The following is an 18,661-nucleotide window of genomic DNA, read 5'->3' as shown; positions in this document are numbered from 1 at the left end:
GCCGTCATGGACCGGTACCACCAGGGATCCCTGGCCATCCAGGAACGGGTCGGCGTCCGCGCGCTCGCCGAGCACGTCGGGCGCTCCATCGGCCCGGGCATCCGGGACGTGGCGGCCGCCTTCCTCGCCCTCCAGCCCCACCTGGTCGTCGGCGCCGCCGACGGCGTGGGGCGGCTGTGGGCCTCGCTGCTCACCGGCCCGCCGGGCTTCGTCCGGGCCACCGGGCCGGACCGGGTCGCGGTCCGCGGCGGCCTGCCGCACGGGGACCCCCTCGCCGGCGCACTGGCCGCCGACGGCACCCGGGTCGCCACCATCGCCCTCGACCCGCGCACCCGGCGCCGGATGCGGCTCAACGGCACCCTCGCCGTGACGCCCGGCGGCTTCGCGGTGGCGGCCGAGGAGGTCTTCTCCAACTGCCCGAAGTACCTGCAGAAGCGGCAGCCGCTGGAGCTGGTGGCCGAGGGCCCCGGCATCGTACGGCGCTCCGCGGGGCTCACCCCGGACCAGGAGCGGGCCGTCCGCGCCGCCGACACCTTCTTCATCGCCACCACCGCGGACCCGGGAGGGGCCGACGCGAGCCACCGGGGCGGGATGCCGGGCTTCGTGGAGGTGCTTTCGCCCACCGAACTGAGCTGGCCGGACTATCCGGGCAACGCGATGTTCCTGACCCTGGGCAACCTCGCCCTGGACGAGCGGGCCGGACTGCTCTTCCCCGACTGGGAGGGCGGCGGGCTGCTCCAGCTGAGCGGGCGGGCCCGGACCGAGTTCGGTGCCGACGGGGACCGCTGCGTCCGGTTCCGGGTGGAGGCGGTGGTGCAGAGCCTGCATCCGGGGCGGCTGCGCTGGAGCGCGCCGGAGTACTCCCCGGCGAACCCGGCCGTCCCCGCCCGCCCGGGCGCCCCGAGCCTCCCGGGCGGCCCTCACCGGGGCAGTACCACCAGGTAGGCGGCGGGTTCGCGGTCGCAGGACGCCGTCAGGGCGGTCCGGACGACCGCGGCCTGCTGCTCGGGCCAGTCGCGCAGCTTGCGCGGGGTCAGGTAGAGGACGGTCACGCCGAGCCGCTCCAGGGTCTCCCGCTTGCGCACCGCCTCGGCGAAGTCCTCGTCCTCCCCCTGGCGCGGGGCCCGGGTGTCGATCTCGATGGCCACCGCCTGCTCGGGCCAGTACGCGTCCACCCCGCCCAGGTGCGGGCCGCCGGGCAGCCGCAGGTCCACGTTCCAGACCGGCTCGGGGAGCTCGTAGCCCCGTACGAGCTGGTACAGCCGGTCCTCGGCGAGGGCCCGGCCCTCGGCCAGCAGGGACTCCACGGCGTCGATCACGTGTGGCCGGTTCAGCAGCCGGGCCACCGTCAGCTCCCGCACCACGGCGGCCGGTTCGCAGTGTCCGGCGCGGACGGCCTCGCTGAGGATGCGGCGCACCGCGGTGGCGTCGTCCAGCTGGGCGACGGCGTCGGCGACGGCCCGCGCCACCGGCGCCACCGGCACCCCGGTCACCTCCAGCGGGCGGGGCGGGGTGTGGGAGCGCACGATGCGCACGTCGCCGGTGGAGCGCAGGCGGCGGGTGTTCGGGACCAGGACGTCGATGTGCGAGAGGGAGAGCAGGGCGGGGGTGGAGGAGAACCGGTAGAGCGCGAGTGCGGCCAGCCCGGTGATCATGGCCTCGCCGTTGCCGCGCTTGCCCGCGTACAGGAGGGCGGCGTGCAGGCGCTCCTCGCTCGTCGCGGGGCCGGCGTGCAGCAGGAACACCCCGGGCAGCACCTGCTGCCACGGCCGTCCGGCGGCCTCGGCGGCACTGACGCCGTGCTCGCGCAGCTGGGCGAGGGTCAGCACGCGGGGGCGGCTGGCGGTGAGGTGGGCGAGGGGGAGGGGTGCGTTCTGGTTCATGACGCGGTGATTCCCTCAGGCCATGGCCTTGCTAACGCCTGTTACACACTCGTCGACAAATCCGGACAAGATGGGGCTAAAGTACGCGCGTTCGACTGCCGATGGCGCTGCCGGGCGCGGGCGCCGCTGCGCGGGGCGGGGAGCAGCCCCGCGCAGCGGCAGCCCCGGGGCTACGCGTCGCGGGACTGGGCCCGCAGGGCCCGGGCCAGGTCGTCGCGGGACTCCAGGACCAGGCGGCGCAGCGCGGGGGCCGCGTCGGGGCGGGCCGCCAGCCAGGCGTCCGTCGCCTCGACGGTGGCCTGCGAGTCCTGGAGCATCGGGTACAGCCCCTTCACCACGTCGATGCCGATCTGGATCGACCGCTCCGCCCAGACCCGCTCGATCACCTCGAAGTACCGTGCCGCGTACGGCGCGAGCAGTTCCCGCTGCGAGGACTGCTGCATTCCGCTGATGGTCGCCTCGACCAGCGCGTTCGACAGCACGTCCGACTCGACCACCACCGCCCACGCCTGGTCCTTGACCGCCGCCGAGGGCCGCGCGGCCAGGCAGCGCACCTGGTGCCGCTTGCCCGAGGCGGTGTCGTCGCGGACCAGCTCGGCCGCGAGCACCGACTCGTCCACCACACCGTGCGCGGCCAGCGGCAGCAGGAAGTCCCAGCGCAGCTCCTGGTCGACCTCCAGCCCGTCGATCCGCGCCGAACCCTCCAGCAGCCCCAGCAGCAGCTGGAAGTCGCCCTCGCTGACCGCGCTCGCCGCGAAGAAGCGGGCCCAGGTCAGCTGGTGCTCGGAGCCCGGCTCGGCCAGCCGCAGTTCGTGCAGCGCGCCCGCCGCGAGCTCCCGGCCGCCCTGCTCGCGCCAGTCGGGCGCCGCGTAGTGGGTGACCGCGCTCAGGGCCTGCGCGTGCAGCTGCTGGAGCACGCCGACGTCGCTCTCGCGGCCGGCGTGGGCCAGCACCAGCGACAGGAAGTCCCGGGCCGGCATCAGCGCGTCCCGCGTCAGGTTCCACAGCGCCGACCAGCACAGGGCGCGGGCCAGCGGGTCGGTGAGGTCGCCCAGGTGGCCGCGGAGCGTGGCCAGCGAGGCCTCGTCGAAGCGGATCTTGCAGTACGTGAGGTCGTCGTCGTTGACCAGGACCAGGTCGGGCCGCTCCAGCCCGGCCAGCTCCCCGACCACCGTGCGCACGCCCGCCACGTCGGCCTCGGCCCGCGCGTAGCGCACCAGCGAGCCGTCGGCCTCCAGCCGGTACAGGCCCACCGCCACCCGGTGGGGGCGCAGCTCGTCGCCCTCCTGCACCACGGCCAGCTCGGTCAGCCGGCCGGCCGCGTCCGTGGTGACCTGCGGGGTCAGCGCGTTGACGCCCGCCGTCTGCAGCCAGGCCCGCGACCACTCGGCCATGTCCCGCCCGGAGACCTCGCCGAGTACCGACAGCAGGTCGTCCAGGGTGGTGTTGCCGTACGCGTGCGCCTTGAAGTAGCGCCGCGCGCCGTCCAGGAACGCCTCCCGGCCCACGTACGCGACGAGCTGCTTGAGCACGGCCGCGCCCTTGGCGTAGGTGATCCCGTCGAAGTTCAGCTTGGCGTCCTCCAGGTCACGGATGTCGGCCGTGATCGGGTGGGTGGACGGCAGCTGGTCGGCCCGGTAGGCCCACGCCTTGCGGTTGTTGGCGAAGGTGACCCAGGCCTGGTCGAAGCGGGTGGCCTCGACCAGCCCGAAGGAGCCCATGAAGTCGGCGAAGGACTCCTTCAGCCACAGGTCGTCCCACCACTTCATGGTGACCAGGTCGCCGAACCACATGTGCGCCATCTCGTGCAGGATGACGTTGGCGCGCCGCTCGTACGAGGCCTGCGTCACCTTGCCGCGGAAGATGTACTCCTCGCGGAAGGTCACCATGCCCGGGTTCTCCATGGCGCCCAGGTTGTACTCGGGCACGAAGGCCTGGTCGTACTTCCCGAAGGGGTAGGGGTAGTCGAAGATCTCGTGGAAGAGGTCGAAGCCCTGTTTGGTGACGAGGAAGACGTCGTCCGCGTCGAAGTGCCTCGCCAGCCCCTTGCGGCACATCGCGCCCAGCGGGATCGTCAGGTCCCCGCGCGTGTAGGTGTCCGTGACGTAGTGGTACGGGCCCGCCACCACGCAGGTGATGTACGTGGAGATCGGCGCGGTCTCCGCGAAGCGCCACACCCCTCCCTCGCGCGACTCCTCCGCGCCGTTGCTCCAGACCGTCCACCCCTCGGGAGCGGTCACCTCGAAGCGGTAGGGGGCCTTCAGGTCGGGCTGTTCGAAGTTCGCGTACACCCGCCGCGCGTCCGCCGGCTCGTACTGGGTGTAGAGGTAGACCTCGCCGTCCTCCGGGTCGACGAAGCGGTGCATGCCCTCGCCGGTGCGGCTGTACGCGCAGTTCGCGTCGACCACCAGGACGTTCTCGGCGGCCAGGCCGTCCAGGGCGATGCGCGCCCCGTCGAAGACGGCGGCCGGGTCCAGGGCGCGGCCGTTGAGGGTGACCGCGTTCACGGACGGGGCGATCAGGTCGGCGAACGAGGAGGCGCCCGGGACCGCGGCGCGGAAGCGCACGGTCGTCACCGAGCGGAACGTCCGGGGGCCCTCGGCCGGTTCGGCCTCGTCCACCGCGGACCTCAGGTCGAGGACCACCTCGTACCCGTCGACGGACAGCAGCTCGGCCCGCGCGCGGGCTTCGTCGCGGGACAGATTCTCACCGGGCACGTGGCACTCCTTCGTGCGTGATCGCTTCTTCGGCCGAATCCTCCCACGGAGGGAATGCGTGCGGCTGCGGCCCGGTTGGCCAGGAGGAACCTGAGCACAGACGCCCCATGTGACCCGAGGAGAGACATGACCGACACCCAGGTGCGCGAGAAGACCCCGGTCGACTTCTGGTTCGACCCGCTCTGCCCCTGGGCCTGGATGACCTCCCGGTGGATGCTCGAGGTCGAGAAGGTCCGTGACGTCGAGGTCCGCTGGCACGTGATGAGCCTGGCCGTGCTCAACGAGGACAAGCTCGACGAGCTGCCCGAGCGCTACCGCGAGCTCCTCGGCCCCAAGGGCTGGGCCCCGGTGCGCGTGGTGATCGCCGCCCAGCAGAAGTTCGGCGAGGAGATCACCGGCAAGCTGTACACGGCTCTCGGCACGAAGATCCACAACGAGGACCGCGGAGCGACCCGCGAGGTCATCGCCGACGCCCTGGAGGAGGTCGGCCTGCCGGCCGAGCTGCTCGCCTACGCCGACTCCGACGAGTACGACCAGGTGCTGCGCGACTCCCACAACGACGGCATCGAGCGCGTCGGCCAGGAGGTCGGCACCCCGGTGATCTCCGTGCCCGGCGCCGACGGCGAGGAGGTCGCCTTCTTCGGTCCCGTCGTCACCCCGGCCCCGCGCGGCGAGGCCGCCGCCCGCCTGTGGGACGGCACGCTGCTGGTCGCCTCGACCCCGGGTTTCTACGAGATCAAGCGCACCCGCACCAAGGGCCCCAGCTTCGAGTAGTCGCACCCCCCCGGTACAGACGGAAGACCCCCGTGAGTCACGTCCTCACGGGGGTCTTCCGCTCTGCACGCCCGCACGCGAAGGCTGAGAAGACGATCACGAGGCGGGCGGTCTACGGGGTGCCGGTCAGCCCTTGACGGGGATCAGCAGCGGGGTGTTCGCCTTGGCGTCGGCGTAGCGCCTGGCCACGTCCTGCCAGTTGACGACGTTCCACATGGCCTCGATGAAGTCCACCTTCTGGTTCTTGTACTGCAGGTAGAAGGCGTGCTCCCAGGCGTCGAAGACCAGGATCGGCGTGCTCGCCACGCCCACGTTGCCCTGGTGGTCGTAGACCTGCTCGACGACCAGGCGCCCGCTGACGGGCTCGTACGCCAGCACGCCCCAGCCGGAGCCCTGCGTCGCGGAGGACGCGAAGGTCAGCTGCTTCTTGAACTTCTCGAAGGAGCCGAAGGATTCGGTGATCGCGTCCGCGAGGTCGCCCACCCCGTCGGCCGCGGTCGGCTCGCCGCCGCCCTCACCGGTCTTCGGGCTCGCCATGTTGTTCCAGTAAATGCTGTGCAGGATGTGGCCGGAGAGGTGGAACGCCAGGTTCTTCTCCAGCCCGTTGAGCGCGCCCCAGTTCTCCTTGTCGCGTGCCTCCGCCAGCTGTTCCAGCGTGGTGTTGGCGCCCGTGACGTAGGCCGCGTGGTGCTTGTCGTGGTGCAGCTCGATGATCTGCGGGTTGATCACCGGCTCGAGCGCCGCGTAGTCGTAAGGAAGCTCAGGAAGCGTGTAGATGGCCATGCGTGTGTCCGGTCCCCTCAGCGTGCCAATCGCTTATTGCAACTAATGCGCAACTGCACGCTAGCAGTATCTGTTCCCGCTCACACATAAGGGTTGCCTGGGTACGAAGAGAGGCGGATCCCGTGTCGCACACGGGATCCGCCTCAAAAGGGGCCGGGGAGCCGCCGGGCCGTCAGGTCCGGGCCGCCGCCCGGCGCTGCATCAGGTACCCGGTCGCCGCCAGCGCCGCCGCGAGCCCGCCGGTGAACAGCACCTGCGTCCGGGTGTCCTCGCCGACGGCCATCAGCACCAGCACCCCGGCGACCCCGGCCAGCGCCAGCCACGTCAGGTACGGGAAGCACCACATCCGCACGGTCAGCTTCCCGGGCGCCTCCCGCTCCAGCCGCCGGCGCAGCACGAACTGCGAGACGGCGATGAAGCCCCAGACGACGAGGATGACCCCGCCGACCATGTTCAGCAGCCAGGCGAACAGGGTGTCCGGGTACCAGTACGACAGCAGGACCGTGACGAACCCGAACCCGCTGGAGGCCAGCACCGCCCGGCGCGGCACCCCGCCCGAGACCTTGGCCAGCGCCTTGGGCCCCTGGCCCCGGGAGACCAGCGAGTGGGCCATGCGCGAGGAGCCGTAGATGTTGGCGTTCATCGCCGACAGCAGGGCGGCCAGGATGACCCCGTTCATGATCTGGCCGGCCGCCGGGATGCCCAGGTGGTCCAGGGTCGCGGCGTACGGACCGTGGCCGCTGACCGCCGGGTCGTTCCAGGGCAGCAGGGTGACGATCACCAGCATCGAGCCGACGTAGACGATCGCGATCCGCCACATGGTGGTCCGCACCGCCCTGGCCACGCCCCGCACCGGGTCGTCCGACTCCGCGGCGGCGATGGTCACAGTCTCCAGGCCGCCGTACGCGACGACCGAGGCCAGCACGCCGACGAGCAGCCCGTCCACGCCGTTGGGGAGGAACCCGCCGTCGTGCACCAGGTTGGCGGCGCCGGGGGAGGAGGTCCCGGGCAGCAGGCCCAGGACGGCCAGCACGCCCAGGCCCAGGAACAGCCCGATCGCGCCGATCTTCAGGGCGGCGAACCAGAACTCGAACTCGCCGAAGTTGCGCACCGCGCCCAGGTTGCTGCCGCAGAACAGCGCCATGAACACCAGCACCCACAGCCACGACGGGGTGCCCGGGAACCAGCCCGTCATGATGTGCGCGGCACCGATGGCCTCGATGGCCACGCCCACGCACAGCAGGGTCCAGAACATCCAGCCCGCCGTGAACCCGGCCCAGGGGCCGATCGCCCGCTCGGCGTGCACCGAGAAGGAACCCGACGCGGGGTTGGCCGCCGACATCTCGCCGAGCATCCGCATCACGAACATCACCAGCAGACCGGAGACCGCGTACGCGAGCACGATCGAGGGCCCCGCGGCCGCGATGCCGGCGCCCGAGCCGACGAAGAGGCCGGCGCCGATGACCCCGCCGAGGGCGATCATCGAGAGGTGGCGCTGCTTGAGGCCGGTGCCGAGGGGGGATCCGGGCGCGGACGGCCGCAGTTCGGGGGGCGTGATGGTGCTCTGACTCATGGGCCCAGTCTGCCGACCGTCCGTTTATCGGACGTCTGCTGTTCAGCATCCGGACACTCGGCTCACGCGCCGTGACCGCGCCCCGCACAGAAGGAAAGCGGCCCGGGACACACGTCCCGGGCCGCTCGGCGTCCACACGTCACTGACGGGGCCTCAGCCCCGGCGCGCCCGCACCTCCCGGTACGCGGCCACCAGCAGCACCACCGCCGCCGCGCCCGAGGACCACAGCAGCTGCGGCCGCGCCGAGTCGTCGAAGAGCATCAGCACCAGCACCGCCGCCATCCCCAGCAGCGCCGCCCACGTCAGGTACGGGAACGCCCACATCGGCAGCGTCAGCCGCTCCGGCATCTCCCGTTCCAGCCGGGGCCGCAGCCGCAGCTGCGAGACCGCGATCAGCGCCCACACGAACAGCAGCACCGCGCCGACCGCGTTGAGCATGTAGAGGAAGACCGTGTCCGGCCACAGCAGGTTCAGCACCACCGACGCGAACCCGAAGACCACGGAAGCCAGCACCGCCCGCCGCGGCACCCCGCCGCCCGAGACCTTCAGCAGCGCCTTGGGCGCCTCACCCCGTTCGGCCAGCGAGAAGACCATGCGCGAGGAGCCGTACAGGTTCGCGTTCAGCGCCGACAGCAGCGCCACGAACACCACGATGTTCATGATCTGCCCGGCCGCCGGGATCCCGATCGAGTCGAGCACGGCTACGTACGGGCTCTCCCCGGGCTTGAGCGAGTCCCAAGGCAGGAGGGTCACGATCACCAGCATCGAGCCGACGTAGAAGAAGAGGATGCGCCACACCGCGCTGCGCACCGCCCGCGACACCGACCGGGCCGGGTCGTCGGACTCGGCGGCCGCGATGGTGACGACCTCCAGGCCGCCGAAGGCGAAGACGACCGCGAGCATGCCCGCGACGACCCCGCCCATCCCCTTCGGGAAGAACCCGCCCTGCCCGCTCAGGTTGGCCAGGCCCACCGGCTCGGTGTCCGGCAGCAGGCCGAAGACCGCCAGGGTGCCCAGGACCAGGAACAGCACGATCGCGCCGACCTTCAGCGCGGCGAACCAGAACTCGAACTCGCCGAAGTTCCGCACGGCGGCGAGGTTGCTGAGGGTGAAGACCACCATGAACAGCAGCACCCACACCCACTGGTCCACCGACGGCAGCCAGCCGTGGGCGATCTTCGCGGCCCCGGTCGCCTCCACGGCGAGCACCACGACCAGCAGGAACCAGTACAGCCAGCCCGCCGAGAAGCCGGCCCAGCGCCCCAGGGCCTTCTCCGCGTAGACCGAGAAGGAGCCGGAGGCGGGCATCGCCGCCGACATCTCGCCGAGGGCCCGCATCACCAGCATCGCGAGCGCGCCCGCGAGCAGGTACGAGCAGATGATCGCGGGGCCGGCGATGCCGATGCCGGCGCCGGAGCCGACGAAGAGCCCGGCGCCGATCACGCCGCCGAGGCCCAGCATGGTCAGGTGGCGCTGCTTGAGACTGTGGCTCAGGGGTTCCGGGGGCAGCTGGCCCTCGGTGACGGACGGTTCGGGCAGTTGGTCGCGCATGAGGAGGTGCTCGTACTCTCGGTCGGCCAAGCGGCGCTGTGGGCTGCGCAAGGGATTGGCGGGACCCTACAGTCTTGCCGGAGGGCGCCCGTGGGAGCAAAAAGGAAGTGTCGCCGGATGTTCCCCGTGATGGGGATCACTTCACATCGGGTGTAAGGCGCGGGCTTTGTGTGGTCCCCACCAAACCGGACAGTATGCCTTTGTCCCGGCCGACGGTGGGGCGGCGCGGCGGCGCGCACTAGCGTCACGGTGTCCTGTCGATCACCACCCCGCGGAGCCCCTCATGAGCACTGCTTCCGTCTCCTTCCGGCCCGGCGCTGTCCTCGCCGACCTGCTGCCCGCGAGCCGCGTCCGCGACATCGCGCTCGTCGTCGGCGGAGCCGCGCTCACCGGTCTGGCCGCTCAGATCTCCGTACCCGTTCCCGGCTCTCCCGTTCCGGTCACCGGCCAGACCTTCGCCGCCCTGCTCGTGGGCACCGCCTTCGGCGCCCGCCGCGGCTTCCTGGCGCTCGGCCTGTACGCCGCCCTGGGCGCGGCCGGCCTGCCCTGGTTCGCGGGCGGCACCTCCGGCGCCGGCGGCGCCTCCTTCGGCTACGTCCTCGGCATGCTGCTGGCCGCCACCGTCGTGGGCGCCCTCGCGCGGCGCGGCGCCGACCGCTCGGTGCTGCGCACGGCGGGCACGATGGTGCTGGGCTCGGCCGTGATCTACGCGGTGGGCGTGCCGTACCTGATGGCCGCCACCGGGATGTCGCTCACCGCGGCCCTCGCGGCGGGCCTGACCCCGTTCCTGATCGGCGACGCCCTCAAGGCCGCGCTGGCCATGGGCGCCCTGCCGGCCGCCTGGAAGCTGGCCGGCCGCCGCGGCTGACCCGTACGGCCCTTCTGCCGGCGCCTGCGCAGCAGCCCCGGACCGCGTGCGGGCGGTCCGGGGCTGCTGCGGTGTGCGGGGGTCCGGTCAGACCGCGTCGGCCACGGCGTCGGCCGTGGCCTCGACCGCGAGCTCGCCCTTGCGGCGGGCGTTGCGCACCACGCCGATCGCGATCACGACGGCCGCGACGAGCAGGGAGTACAGCACCGTCTCGCGGTTGTCCTTGTCGTAGACCATGTAGCCGAGGACGAAGGTGATCATCGCGGCGGTGGCCCACGTCAGGTACGGGAAGAGCCACATCCTGACGGTGACCTTCTCCGGCGCCTCGCGCATCAGGATCCCGCGCATCCGCAGCTGGGTCAGGCAGATGACCAGCCACACGAAGAGCGCGATGGCACCCGAGGAGTTCAGCAGGAAGTTGAACACCGTGTCCGGGGACGTGTAGTTGAAGTAGACGGCGATGAAGCCGAAGACCACCGAGCCGAGGATGGCGACCGTGGGCACGCCGTTCTTGCTGGTCTTGGCGAACGCCTTGGGCGCGTCACCGCGCTCGCCCAGCGAGAACGCCATGCGGGAAGCGGTGTAGAGGCCCGAGTTCAGGCAGGACAGCACGGCCGTCAGGACGATCACGTTCATGATCTGGCCGGCGTGCGCGATGCCGATCGAGTCCAGGGCGGCGACGTACGAGCCCTTCTCGACGATCGACTTGTCGTTCCACGGCAGCAGGGTGAGGACGACGAAGATCGAACCCAGGTAGAAGACGCCGATGCGCCAGATCACCGAGTTGGTGGCCTTGGTGACCGCGCGGCGCGGGTCCTCGGACTCGCCGGCCGCCAGGGTGACGATCTCGCTGCCCATGAAGGAGAAGACGACCATCAGCACACCGGTGAGGACCGAGCCCCAGCCGCCCGGCATGAAGCCGCCGGCGTCGGTGAGGTGGGCGAAGCCCGCGCCCGGGTTGTCCGAGCCCGGCAGCACGCCGAAGACGGCGAGCATGCCGACGATCACGAAGGCGCCGATGGCGACGACCTTGATGCCCGCGAACCAGAACTCGAACTCGCCGTAGGAGGCGACGGAGCCGAGGTTGGTGGCCGTCAGGACCACCATCACGATGAGGGCCCAGGCCCACTGCGGGACGGCCGGTATCCAGCCCTCGAGGATCTTCGCGCCGGCGGTCGCCTCGACGGCGAGCACGACGACCCAGAAGAACCAGTAGAGCCAGCCGATGGAGAACCCGGCCCAGCGGCCGAGCGCCCGGTCGGCGTACGCGGAGAAGGAGCCCGAGTTCGGGCTGGCGGCGGCCATCTCGCCGAGCATCCGCATCACGAAGACGACCATCGCGCCGACGAGCAGGTACGAGATCAGGATGGCGGGGCCGGCCTTGGCGATACCGCCGCCGGAGCCGACGAACAGGCCGGCGCCGATGACGCCGCCGATGGCGATCATGGAAAGGTGGCGGTTCTTGAGACCGGCCTTGAGACCGTCGGAGGGCTGTGCGGAACCGGGTTCGCCGGTGGGTCCGCCTGCCTTCTGAAGGGTCGTCGTCGTGCTCATGGACGAATCCTTTGGTTCTCGGGTGGAGAGTTCCGGCATTCAAACCCGATTTCCGGCCAGGACGGAAGACCTTCTTCCGATGGTTACCCAAGGCCCCCATCCCGGGACCAAGGTCCCGACCCCTCCCGTCTGCGTTCTTTGGGTTTACTTGAGGTTTAGAAGTGATTTATGCGACACCCCTCCGCCCTCCCTTGAGGTCACGCATGCCACACTCGACCCATGCGCGTGTATCTCGGATCCGACCATGCCGGTTTTGAGCTCAAGAACCACCTCGTGGACTGGCTCAAGAACAACGGCCACGAGCCCGTCGACTGCGGGCCCCACATCTACGACGCGGTGGACGACTACCCGCCGTTCTGCCTGCGCGCCGCGGAGAAGACCGCCGCGGACGCCGACAGCCTCGGCATCGTGATCGGCGGCTCCGGCAACGGCGAGCAGATCGCCGCCAACAAGGTCAAGGGCGTCCGCGCCATCCTCGCCTGGAGCGTGGAGACCGCGAAGCTCGGCCGCGAGCACAACAACGCCAACGTCATCTCCGTCGGCGGCCGCATGCACACCCAGGACGAGGCCACCAGCTTCATCGAGGCCTTCCTCGCGACCCCGTACTCCGACGAGGAGCGCCACACCCGCCGCATCGACATGCTCTCGGCCTACGAGCAGACCGGCGAGCTCCCCCCGATCCCGGCCCACCACCCGCAGGACCAGTAGTCCGCCCGCGTGCCGCCGGACGCCCGTGTCCGGCGGCACGCACCTGCACGAAGGAAAACAGGAGCAAGGCGTGCCCGAGGGCCATACGATCCACCGCCTCGCCCAGGACCACACCGAGCGCTTCGCCGCCCGCCCGGTCCGGGTCAGCAGCCCCCAGGGACGCTTCGCCGAGAGCGCGGCCCTCCTCGACGGGCGCGAGCTGGAGAGCGCCGAGGCCCACGGCAAACACCTCTTCCTGGAACTCGGCGACGCCTGGATCCACATCCACCTCGGCCTCTTCGGCAAGCTCGGCTTCGGCCCCGCCCCGGCCCCGCCGGCCACCGACACGGTCCGGCTGCGCCTGCTGAACGAGGACCACTACGCGGACCTGCGCGGCCCCACGGCCTGCGCCCTGGTCACCGCGGCCGAGAAGCAGGCGATACACGACCGCCTCGGCCCGGACCCGCTGCGCCCGGCCGACGACCCCGGCCGAGCCTGGTCCCGCATCTCCCGCAGCCGCACCACCATCGCCGCCCTGCTGATGGACCAGAAGGTCATCGCGGGCGTCGGCAACGTCTACCGCGCCGAGGTCCTCTTCCGGCACGGCATCGACCCCTACCGCCAGGGCAAGGACCTCACCCGCGCCGAATGGGACGCGATGTGGGCCGACCTGGCGGAGCTGATGCGCGAGGGCGTCCGCCGCAACCGCATCGACACCGTCCGCGACGAACACCTCCCCGAGGCCATGGGCCGCCCGCCGCGCGTCGACGACCACGGCGGCGAGGTGTACGTCTACCGCCGCGCGACGCTCCCGTGCCACATCTGCACGACGGAGGTCCGCACGGCCGACCTGGCCGCCCGCAACCTCTTCTGGTGCCCTTCCTGCCAGCAGCGTTAGCCGCGGGGGCCCCGCCCCCCCGGCCGGCGGCGCGGACTAGAAGTTGTGCGGGAGCCACGGGGCGACATCCCCCGCGAAGGCCCGCGAGGCCTCCCGCAGGGCCCCCGGCCGCAGCTCCCGCACGCGCCCGGCCGCCGCGAGCGAGGCCCACGTGACCCCGCCCAGGTACACCGACCCCAGCTCCCGCGCGGACAGCGCCAGCTCCGCCGCGTCATCGCTGCGCACGCACCGCGCCCCGGAACCGTCCGCACCGGCCGTCAGCCGCCACCGCCCCGCGTTCCACGGGCAGAACGCGTCCTCGACCTCCATCACCACGTCCACCGCGGCCCCGTACCCCCGCGCCCGGAGCGCCCCCGGCAGATCCACCACCCGCAGGTACAGCGCGTCCCGCTGCTGCGCCCGGACCCGCCGCACGTCGTTGACCAGGTGCAGCAGCGGATCGTCCACCGGCCGCCGGAAGGCCCGTACGTGCCAGGTCAGGTCGATCTCGAACAGGTAGCGCCACAGCGCCGCGTACGCCGCCGGGTCCACCGCGTCCACCTCGCCGACCAGCACCTTGCCGTCCGACCCGGCAGGCTCCCAGTCCGGCCGCACCCGGTAGCGCGCGTACCCGACGACGACCCCGGCCGCGTCCTCCGCCACCACGCACTTCAGCGGCGACGCCCCCTCCCGGCGCGACTCCGGGTCGAGCAGCCCCTGCCGCTCCCACCCCGGCTGCCGGGCGGGCATCCCCGGCCGGCCCGCGACCAGCGCCGCGTACACCCGCTCGCAGTCGTCCAGCGCCTTCAGCGGGTCCACGAGCCGCAGCCGCACCTCGTCCGTCCCCGGCGGCGCGTTCAGCCGTACGCGGGTCGTGTCGATGTCCACCAGCAGGTCGTAGGCCGCCACGCCGTAGCCGAAGCGCCCGTAGATCTCCGGTTCCGAGGCCGTCAGCACGGCGACCGGTTCGCCACCCGCCCGGACGTCGTCCAGCTGGCGGCGCATCATCGAGGTCAGCACGCCCCGCCTGCGGTGCGTCGGCGCCACACCGACCATCGTCACGCCCGCCGCCGGGACAACCGCCCCGCCCGGCACCGACAGCCGGAAGCCGAACGACCCGGCCGAGCCGACGCAGGTCCCGCCGTCCCAGACGCCCAGCGAACGGTCGAGCTCCGTCAGGGACCGGTAGAGCGTCCGCTCCTCAGGGGATTCCGGCACGCCACCGAACGCCAGTTCCAGATGGTCGTACCAGACATCCCACTCGTCAGCCTGCAATACGCGCGTATCAAGAGCCATAGGGCCATCCCTACCAGGGCAATACGGCCCGGTCGATCTGTTTTCGGGCATCCGCGGGCCAGGGGTACGGGGGTACCCCTGCGCGCACACGGCCATGATGGATAGGGTCCCGATGCAATGGCCGGAGCACGTGTGGAGACGCTCAGGGCCCGGGCGCGCATGCTGTCGCACCGGGTCCGCACAGCCCTGCGCAAATCCGCCGTCGACTACTTCCGCGGGGACGCGAGCGACTGGCTGGCCTTCGCGGGCCTGCTGCTCACCGTCCCCGCCATCGCCTGCGGCACCCTGCTGATGCCCGTCTGGTTCTCGCCGTCGGCCCTCGTCCTGCCCATCGTGGCGGGCGGGCTGCTGCTGCGGCCCGCCAGCCTGCTCGGGCTCTACGCCGCGTCCGCGACCGCCCTGATCGTCGAGGCCCTGGTCCTCGGCCCGTACACCCAGGGGCCCGCCCGGGTCACCCCCGGAACCGTCCTGGTCGTCGCCGCCTGCGGCTTCTTCGGCCTGATCATCGCCCAGTTCCGCAGCCGCGTCGGAGTGCCGTGGAGGCGCGGCGGCACCATGCTGTTCGACCTGCGCGAACGCATCCGGGTGCAGAGCAAGCTCCCCGCCCTGCCACCGTCCTGGCACCGCGAGATGGCTCTGCGGCCGGCCGGCGGCCAGTCCTTCTCCGGCGACTTCGTCGTCGCCGCCCGCACCAACGGCGGGCGCACCCTGGAGGTCGTCCTCACCGACGTCTCCGGCAAGGGCATGGAAGCCGGCTCCCGGGCCCTCCTCCTCTCCGGTGCCTTCGGCGGGCTCCTCGGCGCCCTCCCGCCCCAGGACTTCCTCCCCGCCGCCAACGGCTACCTCCTCCGCCAGGACTGGGACGAGGGCTTCGCCACCTCCATCCACCTCGTCCTGGACCTGGAGACCGGCGACTACGAACTCCTCTCCGCCGGCCACCTCCCCGCCCTCCAGCTCTCCGCCGGCACGGGCCGCTGGCAGGAGAAGTCCGGCGAAGGCCCCCTCCTGGGCGTCTACGACGGCGCGGAGTTCGAACCTGCGCGCGGCAACCTGCGGCCCGGCGACGTCCTGATGCTCTTCACCGACGGCCTGGTCGAGACCGCGGACCGCGAGATCAGCGAGGGCATCGACCGCCTGACGGGCGAGGCCGACCGGTACGTCGCCGCCGGGTGGGAGGGCGCGGCGTGGCACCTGATCGAAAAGGTCGCGAAGGACGTCAACGACGACCGGGCCCTCCTCCTGATCCGCCGCGCCGCCTTTTGACGCGCGGCCCGGGGCGGAACCCCAGGGGTCTTCAGCCGAGGGGCTGCGCGCAGCGGTACGGCCGGCCCCGGCCACTGCGTGGCGATTGGCACGTCCGCCCCGCCCCCGCCAGGGCTACCGTCCGCCCATGGACGCCACCCTCGCCGCCGACCTCGCCCGCCTCCCCGCCCTCCTGGACGCCACCCGCCGCGCCGCCGTCGAAGCCCTGGGCGCTCTGGAGGCGCGGCCCGTCGTGCCCCCGCAGGACGGGCCGCCCGAGCCCCGCCCGCTCCCCGCGCACGGCACCGGCGCCACCGCCGCCCTCGACGACTTCCGGGCCCGCTGGGAGCCCCGGTTCTCGGCCTCCGCCGGCCCCCGCTACCTCGGCTTCGTCACCGGCGGCGCCACCCCCGCCGCCCTCGCGGGGGACTGGCTCACCGCCGTCCACGACCAGAACTCCAACTCCTCCCTCGACCCCGCCGGCCAGCACCTCGAACGCGAGACCGTCTCCTGGCTGCGCGAGCTCTTCGGGCTGGGCGCCGCCCACACCGGCACCTTCGTCAGCGGAGCCACCCAGTCCAACACCGTCGGCCTCGCCATCGCCCGCGAGTGGCTCGGCGAGCGCTTCGGGGTCTCCCCGGCCCAGGACGGCGTCGTCGCGCTCGGCCCCGTCCGCGTCCTGTCCGGCGCCCCGCACTCCTCCATCGCCAAGGCCCTCTCCGTCCTCGGCCTCGGCCGCGCCGCCCTCGTCCCGGTGCCCACCCTCCCCGGCCGCGAGGCCGTCGACCCCGCCGCCCTGGACCGCGCCCTCGCCGACATCCCCGGCCCGGCCGTCGTCGTCGCCAACGCCGGCACCGTCAACACCGTCGACTTCGACGACCTGCGGGCCGTCGCCGCGCTCAAGGACCGCCACGACTTCTGGCTGCACACCGACGCCGCCTTCGGCGCCTTCGCGGCCCTCTCCCCGGAGCACGCCCACCTCACCGCGGGCCTCGACGCCTCCGACTCCGTCTGCGTCGACCTGCACAAGTGGCTCAACGTCCCCTACGACAGCGCCGTCCAGTTCACCCGCCGCCGCGACCTCCAGGCCCGCGTCTTCGCCAACGCCGCCGCCTACCTCGGCCCCCTGGGCGCCGACCCCGACCTGGTCCACCTCACCCCGGAGAACTCCCACCGGCTGCGGGCCCTGGCCGCCTGGTTCACCCTGCGCGCCTACGGCCGCGAGGGCCACCGCGAGATCGTCGAACGGGACGCCGCCTGCGCCCGCGCCCTCGGCGAGCTCCTCGGCCGGGACCCGGCCCTGCGGCTGCTCGCCCCCGTCCGGCTCAACGTCGTCTGCTTCACCCTCGCCGAGGACCCCACCCCCGAACGCCTGGCCGCCTTCCGCGAGGCCGTCGCCGCCGAGGTCTTCGTGACCCCCACCGTCCTCGGGGGAACCCCCGGCCTGCGCGCCGCGTTCTCCAACTGGCGTACGACACCCGCCGACGTGCGCCGGACCGCCGAAGCCCTGTGCACGGCAGCGAAGGAGACCGCATGACCGACCGCTCCCTCACCCTCGCCGAGGTCGAGGCCCTGGCCCGCTCCGCGCACGAGGGCCAGACCGACAAGGCCGGCCGCCCCTACGCCGAGCACCTCGCGGCCGTGGCCGAGGGCGTCCGCCTGCGCGGCGGCAGCCCGGCCCAGCAGGCCGCCGCCTGGCTGCACGACTCCGTCGAGGACGACGCGCTCAGCCCCGCGCAGCTCGCGGCCGCCGCCCTCCCCCAGGAGGTCAAGGACATGGTCCTGGCGCTGACGAAGCGCCCTGGAGAACCGGTCGAGGAGTACACGGCCCGCATCCTCGCCACCCCCGGCGCCGTCCTCGTCAAGGAGGCCGACCTCGCGCACAACGCGGACCCCGTACGCCTCTCCGTGCTGGACGCGCCCACCCGTGACCGGCTGACCGCCAAGTACGCCCGCGTCCGCTCGCTCCTCGGCATCACCGCCCCCTGACCCCCGCCCCGAGCTCCCCCTCGCGCCCGAAATGTGCCCGGTTCGTGTCCGCTTGGCGGGAAAGGCGTGTTGTCGATTCGTCACGGCGCGGATAGGAGGGCCCGGTTGGTGGGAGGATGGTCCATGTGGGGGTGTGCACGGGCGTGACCCCCGGGCCGGCCAGGGGACGACCGAAGGTGTGATCAGAAGTGGCCATTTCGCTGTCAGTGGTGGTTCTGTTGGCGATCATCCTGGTGATCCTGATCCGCGGCAAGCACATGAAGGCGGGACCGGCGATCGTCGCCGTCCTCTTCGGCTTCTTCCTGGCGTCCAGCTCCATCGCCCCGGACGTCAACCGCTTCCTGAACTCCCTCGCGGACACCATCGCCGGCATCAAGCTCTGAGGGTCACCGACAACGCGTCAGGGCCGGGCCGAGGAGGTTTCCTCGACCCGGCCCTGAGCCGTTGAGAGCGGGTGACGGGAATCGAACCCGCGTAGCTAGTTTGGAAGACTAGGGCTCTACCATTGAGCTACACCCGCAGTACGCGCGCCGCAGGTCCGTGGGACCGCGGCACGGACAGCATCCTAGCGGGTCGCGCGGGGGGAGTGCACACCGCTTTCGGGCGCCGTGTCGCCGCAGGCGCCGCGCGCGCGTGCGCCCGGCGGGAAACCGGGGGCGCCGGAGCGTCTTCGGGCATGTACCCTACGTGTCGCACCGACGGGGTGTGGCGCAGCTTGGTAGCGCGTCCGCTTTGGGAGCGGAAGGTCGTCGGTTCGAATCCGGCCACCCCGACCACCAGCAGGGTCCCCACGGAGATCGCGTTGTGGGCTGATTGCCGCTTGCGGTTACTATGCAAGCTGCGTGCCCGTGTGTCTGATGTACCGGG

16 protein-coding genes and 2 tRNA genes are annotated in these 18,661 nt (G+C 72.2%); 10 read left to right on the top strand and 8 right to left on the bottom strand.

Annotation, left to right across the window (positions count from 1 at the left end; genetic code table 11):
• The first annotated feature begins 6 nt into the window (after window positions 1–6).
• Window positions 7–945 carry a pyridoxamine 5'-phosphate oxidase family protein gene (locus BX286_RS13565; protein ID WP_121015033.1) on the top strand — a complete coding sequence of 313 codons (939 nt, stop codon included), beginning with the start codon at window positions 7–9 and terminating at the stop codon, window positions 943–945.
• On the opposite strand, the gene BX286_RS13560 is transcribed toward BX286_RS13565, so the two are convergent.
• Entirely contained in the window at window positions 921–1,883 is a 963-nt protein-coding gene (locus tag BX286_RS13560; RefSeq protein ID WP_121015032.1) for a hypothetical protein, read from the bottom strand. The two genes, BX286_RS13565 and BX286_RS13560, sit on opposite strands and share 25 nt — an antisense overlap.
• Before the next feature lie 170 nt (window positions 1,884–2,053).
• On the bottom strand, window positions 2,054–4,600 hold the full coding sequence (pepN, locus tag BX286_RS13555; protein ID WP_121015031.1) for an aminopeptidase N: 2,547 nt from the start codon (window positions 4,598–4,600) through the stop codon (window positions 2,054–2,056).
• Window positions 4,601–4,726: 126 nt separating this feature from the next.
• On the opposite strand from pepN, the gene BX286_RS13550 reads away from it, so the two are divergent.
• Window positions 4,727–5,374, top strand: a complete 648-nt coding sequence (locus tag BX286_RS13550; RefSeq protein ID WP_079426964.1) for a DsbA family protein — start codon at window positions 4,727–4,729, stop codon at window positions 5,372–5,374.
• A gap of 126 nt (window positions 5,375–5,500) precedes the next feature.
• Here BX286_RS13550 and BX286_RS13545 read toward each other — a convergent pair whose 3' ends face one another.
• The 3 genes from BX286_RS13545 to BX286_RS13535 form a co-directional block, all read right to left on the bottom strand.
• Window positions 5,501–6,157, bottom strand: coding sequence for a superoxide dismutase (locus tag BX286_RS13545; protein WP_079426962.1), 657 nt, complete (start codon window positions 6,155–6,157; stop codon window positions 5,501–5,503).
• A 172-nt stretch (window positions 6,158–6,329) separates the two neighbouring features.
• A complete protein-coding gene (locus tag BX286_RS13540; protein WP_121015030.1) occupies window positions 6,330–7,730 on the bottom strand; it encodes an amino acid permease in 1,401 nt (466 codons plus the stop codon).
• A 153-nt stretch (window positions 7,731–7,883) separates the two neighbouring features.
• Window positions 7,884–9,281, bottom strand: a complete 1,398-nt coding sequence (locus BX286_RS13535; protein WP_079431718.1) for an amino acid permease — start codon at window positions 9,279–9,281, stop codon at window positions 7,884–7,886.
• 283 nt (window positions 9,282–9,564) lie between these two features.
• On the opposite strand from BX286_RS13535, the gene BX286_RS13530 reads away from it, so the two are divergent.
• Window positions 9,565–10,149: a biotin transporter BioY gene (locus BX286_RS13530; RefSeq protein WP_079426958.1), complete on the top strand. Its 585-nt coding sequence runs from the start codon at window positions 9,565–9,567 to the stop codon at window positions 10,147–10,149.
• An 87-nt stretch (window positions 10,150–10,236) separates the two neighbouring features.
• Here the strand turns inward: BX286_RS13530 and BX286_RS13525 are convergent, their stop codons facing one another.
• Window positions 10,237–11,703, bottom strand: a complete 1,467-nt coding sequence (locus tag BX286_RS13525) for an amino acid permease (protein WP_079426955.1) — start codon at window positions 11,701–11,703, stop codon at window positions 10,237–10,239.
• 219 nt (window positions 11,704–11,922) lie between these two features.
• Between BX286_RS13525 and BX286_RS13520 the strand changes: the two genes are divergently transcribed.
• Both BX286_RS13520 and BX286_RS13515 read left to right on the top strand, forming a co-directional pair.
• Window positions 11,923–12,411 (top strand): ribose-5-phosphate isomerase, encoded by a 489-nt coding sequence (locus BX286_RS13520; RefSeq protein WP_045946306.1) that lies wholly within the window; start codon window positions 11,923–11,925, stop codon window positions 12,409–12,411.
• A gap of 70 nt (window positions 12,412–12,481) precedes the next feature.
• Complete coding sequence (locus BX286_RS13515) at window positions 12,482–13,288, top strand: Fpg/Nei family DNA glycosylase (RefSeq protein WP_079426953.1); 807 nt, start codon at window positions 12,482–12,484, stop codon at window positions 13,286–13,288.
• A 36-nt stretch (window positions 13,289–13,324) separates the two neighbouring features.
• On the opposite strand, the gene BX286_RS13510 is transcribed toward BX286_RS13515, so the two are convergent.
• Complete coding sequence (locus BX286_RS13510) at window positions 13,325–14,563, bottom strand: GNAT family N-acetyltransferase (protein ID WP_079426951.1); 1,239 nt, start codon at window positions 14,561–14,563, stop codon at window positions 13,325–13,327.
• Window positions 14,564–14,680: 117 nt separating this feature from the next.
• On the opposite strand from BX286_RS13510, the gene BX286_RS13505 reads away from it, so the two are divergent.
• The 4 genes from BX286_RS13505 to BX286_RS13490 all read left to right on the top strand — a co-directional run bounded on the left by BX286_RS13505 (window position 14,681) and on the right by BX286_RS13490 (window position 18,177).
• Complete coding sequence (locus tag BX286_RS13505) at window positions 14,681–15,826, top strand: PP2C family protein-serine/threonine phosphatase (RefSeq protein WP_079426950.1); 1,146 nt, start codon at window positions 14,681–14,683, stop codon at window positions 15,824–15,826.
• Window positions 15,827–15,953: 127 nt separating this feature from the next.
• On the top strand, window positions 15,954–17,342 hold the full coding sequence (locus BX286_RS13500; RefSeq protein ID WP_121015029.1) for a pyridoxal-dependent decarboxylase: 1,389 nt from the start codon (window positions 15,954–15,956) through the stop codon (window positions 17,340–17,342).
• A complete protein-coding gene (locus tag BX286_RS13495) occupies window positions 17,339–17,794 on the top strand; it encodes an HD domain-containing protein (RefSeq protein WP_079426946.1) in 456 nt (151 codons plus the stop codon). The genes BX286_RS13500 and BX286_RS13495 overlap by 4 nt, the downstream gene beginning before the upstream one ends.
• Before the next feature lie 188 nt (window positions 17,795–17,982).
• Window positions 17,983–18,177, top strand: a complete 195-nt coding sequence (locus BX286_RS13490; protein WP_079426944.1) for a hypothetical protein — start codon at window positions 17,983–17,985, stop codon at window positions 18,175–18,177.
• Between the two features lie 66 nt (window positions 18,178–18,243).
• Here BX286_RS13490 and BX286_RS13485 read toward each other — a convergent pair.
• A tRNA-Gly gene (locus BX286_RS13485) sits at window positions 18,244–18,314 on the bottom strand.
• A gap of 179 nt (window positions 18,315–18,493) precedes the next feature.
• On the opposite strand from BX286_RS13485, the gene BX286_RS13480 reads away from it, so the two are divergent.
• Window positions 18,494–18,570, top strand: a tRNA-Pro gene (locus BX286_RS13480).
• The last annotated feature ends 91 nt before the right edge of the window (window positions 18,571–18,661 follow it).

It is taken from the genome of Streptomyces sp. 3211.6 (assembly GCF_003634815.1).
GTDB classification, from domain to species: Bacteria; Actinomycetota; Actinomycetes; order Streptomycetales; family Streptomycetaceae; genus Streptomyces; species Streptomyces katrae_A.
Note: the sequence above shows the minus strand (reverse complement) of the source record. Positions and strands in the feature narration are given on the sequence as shown.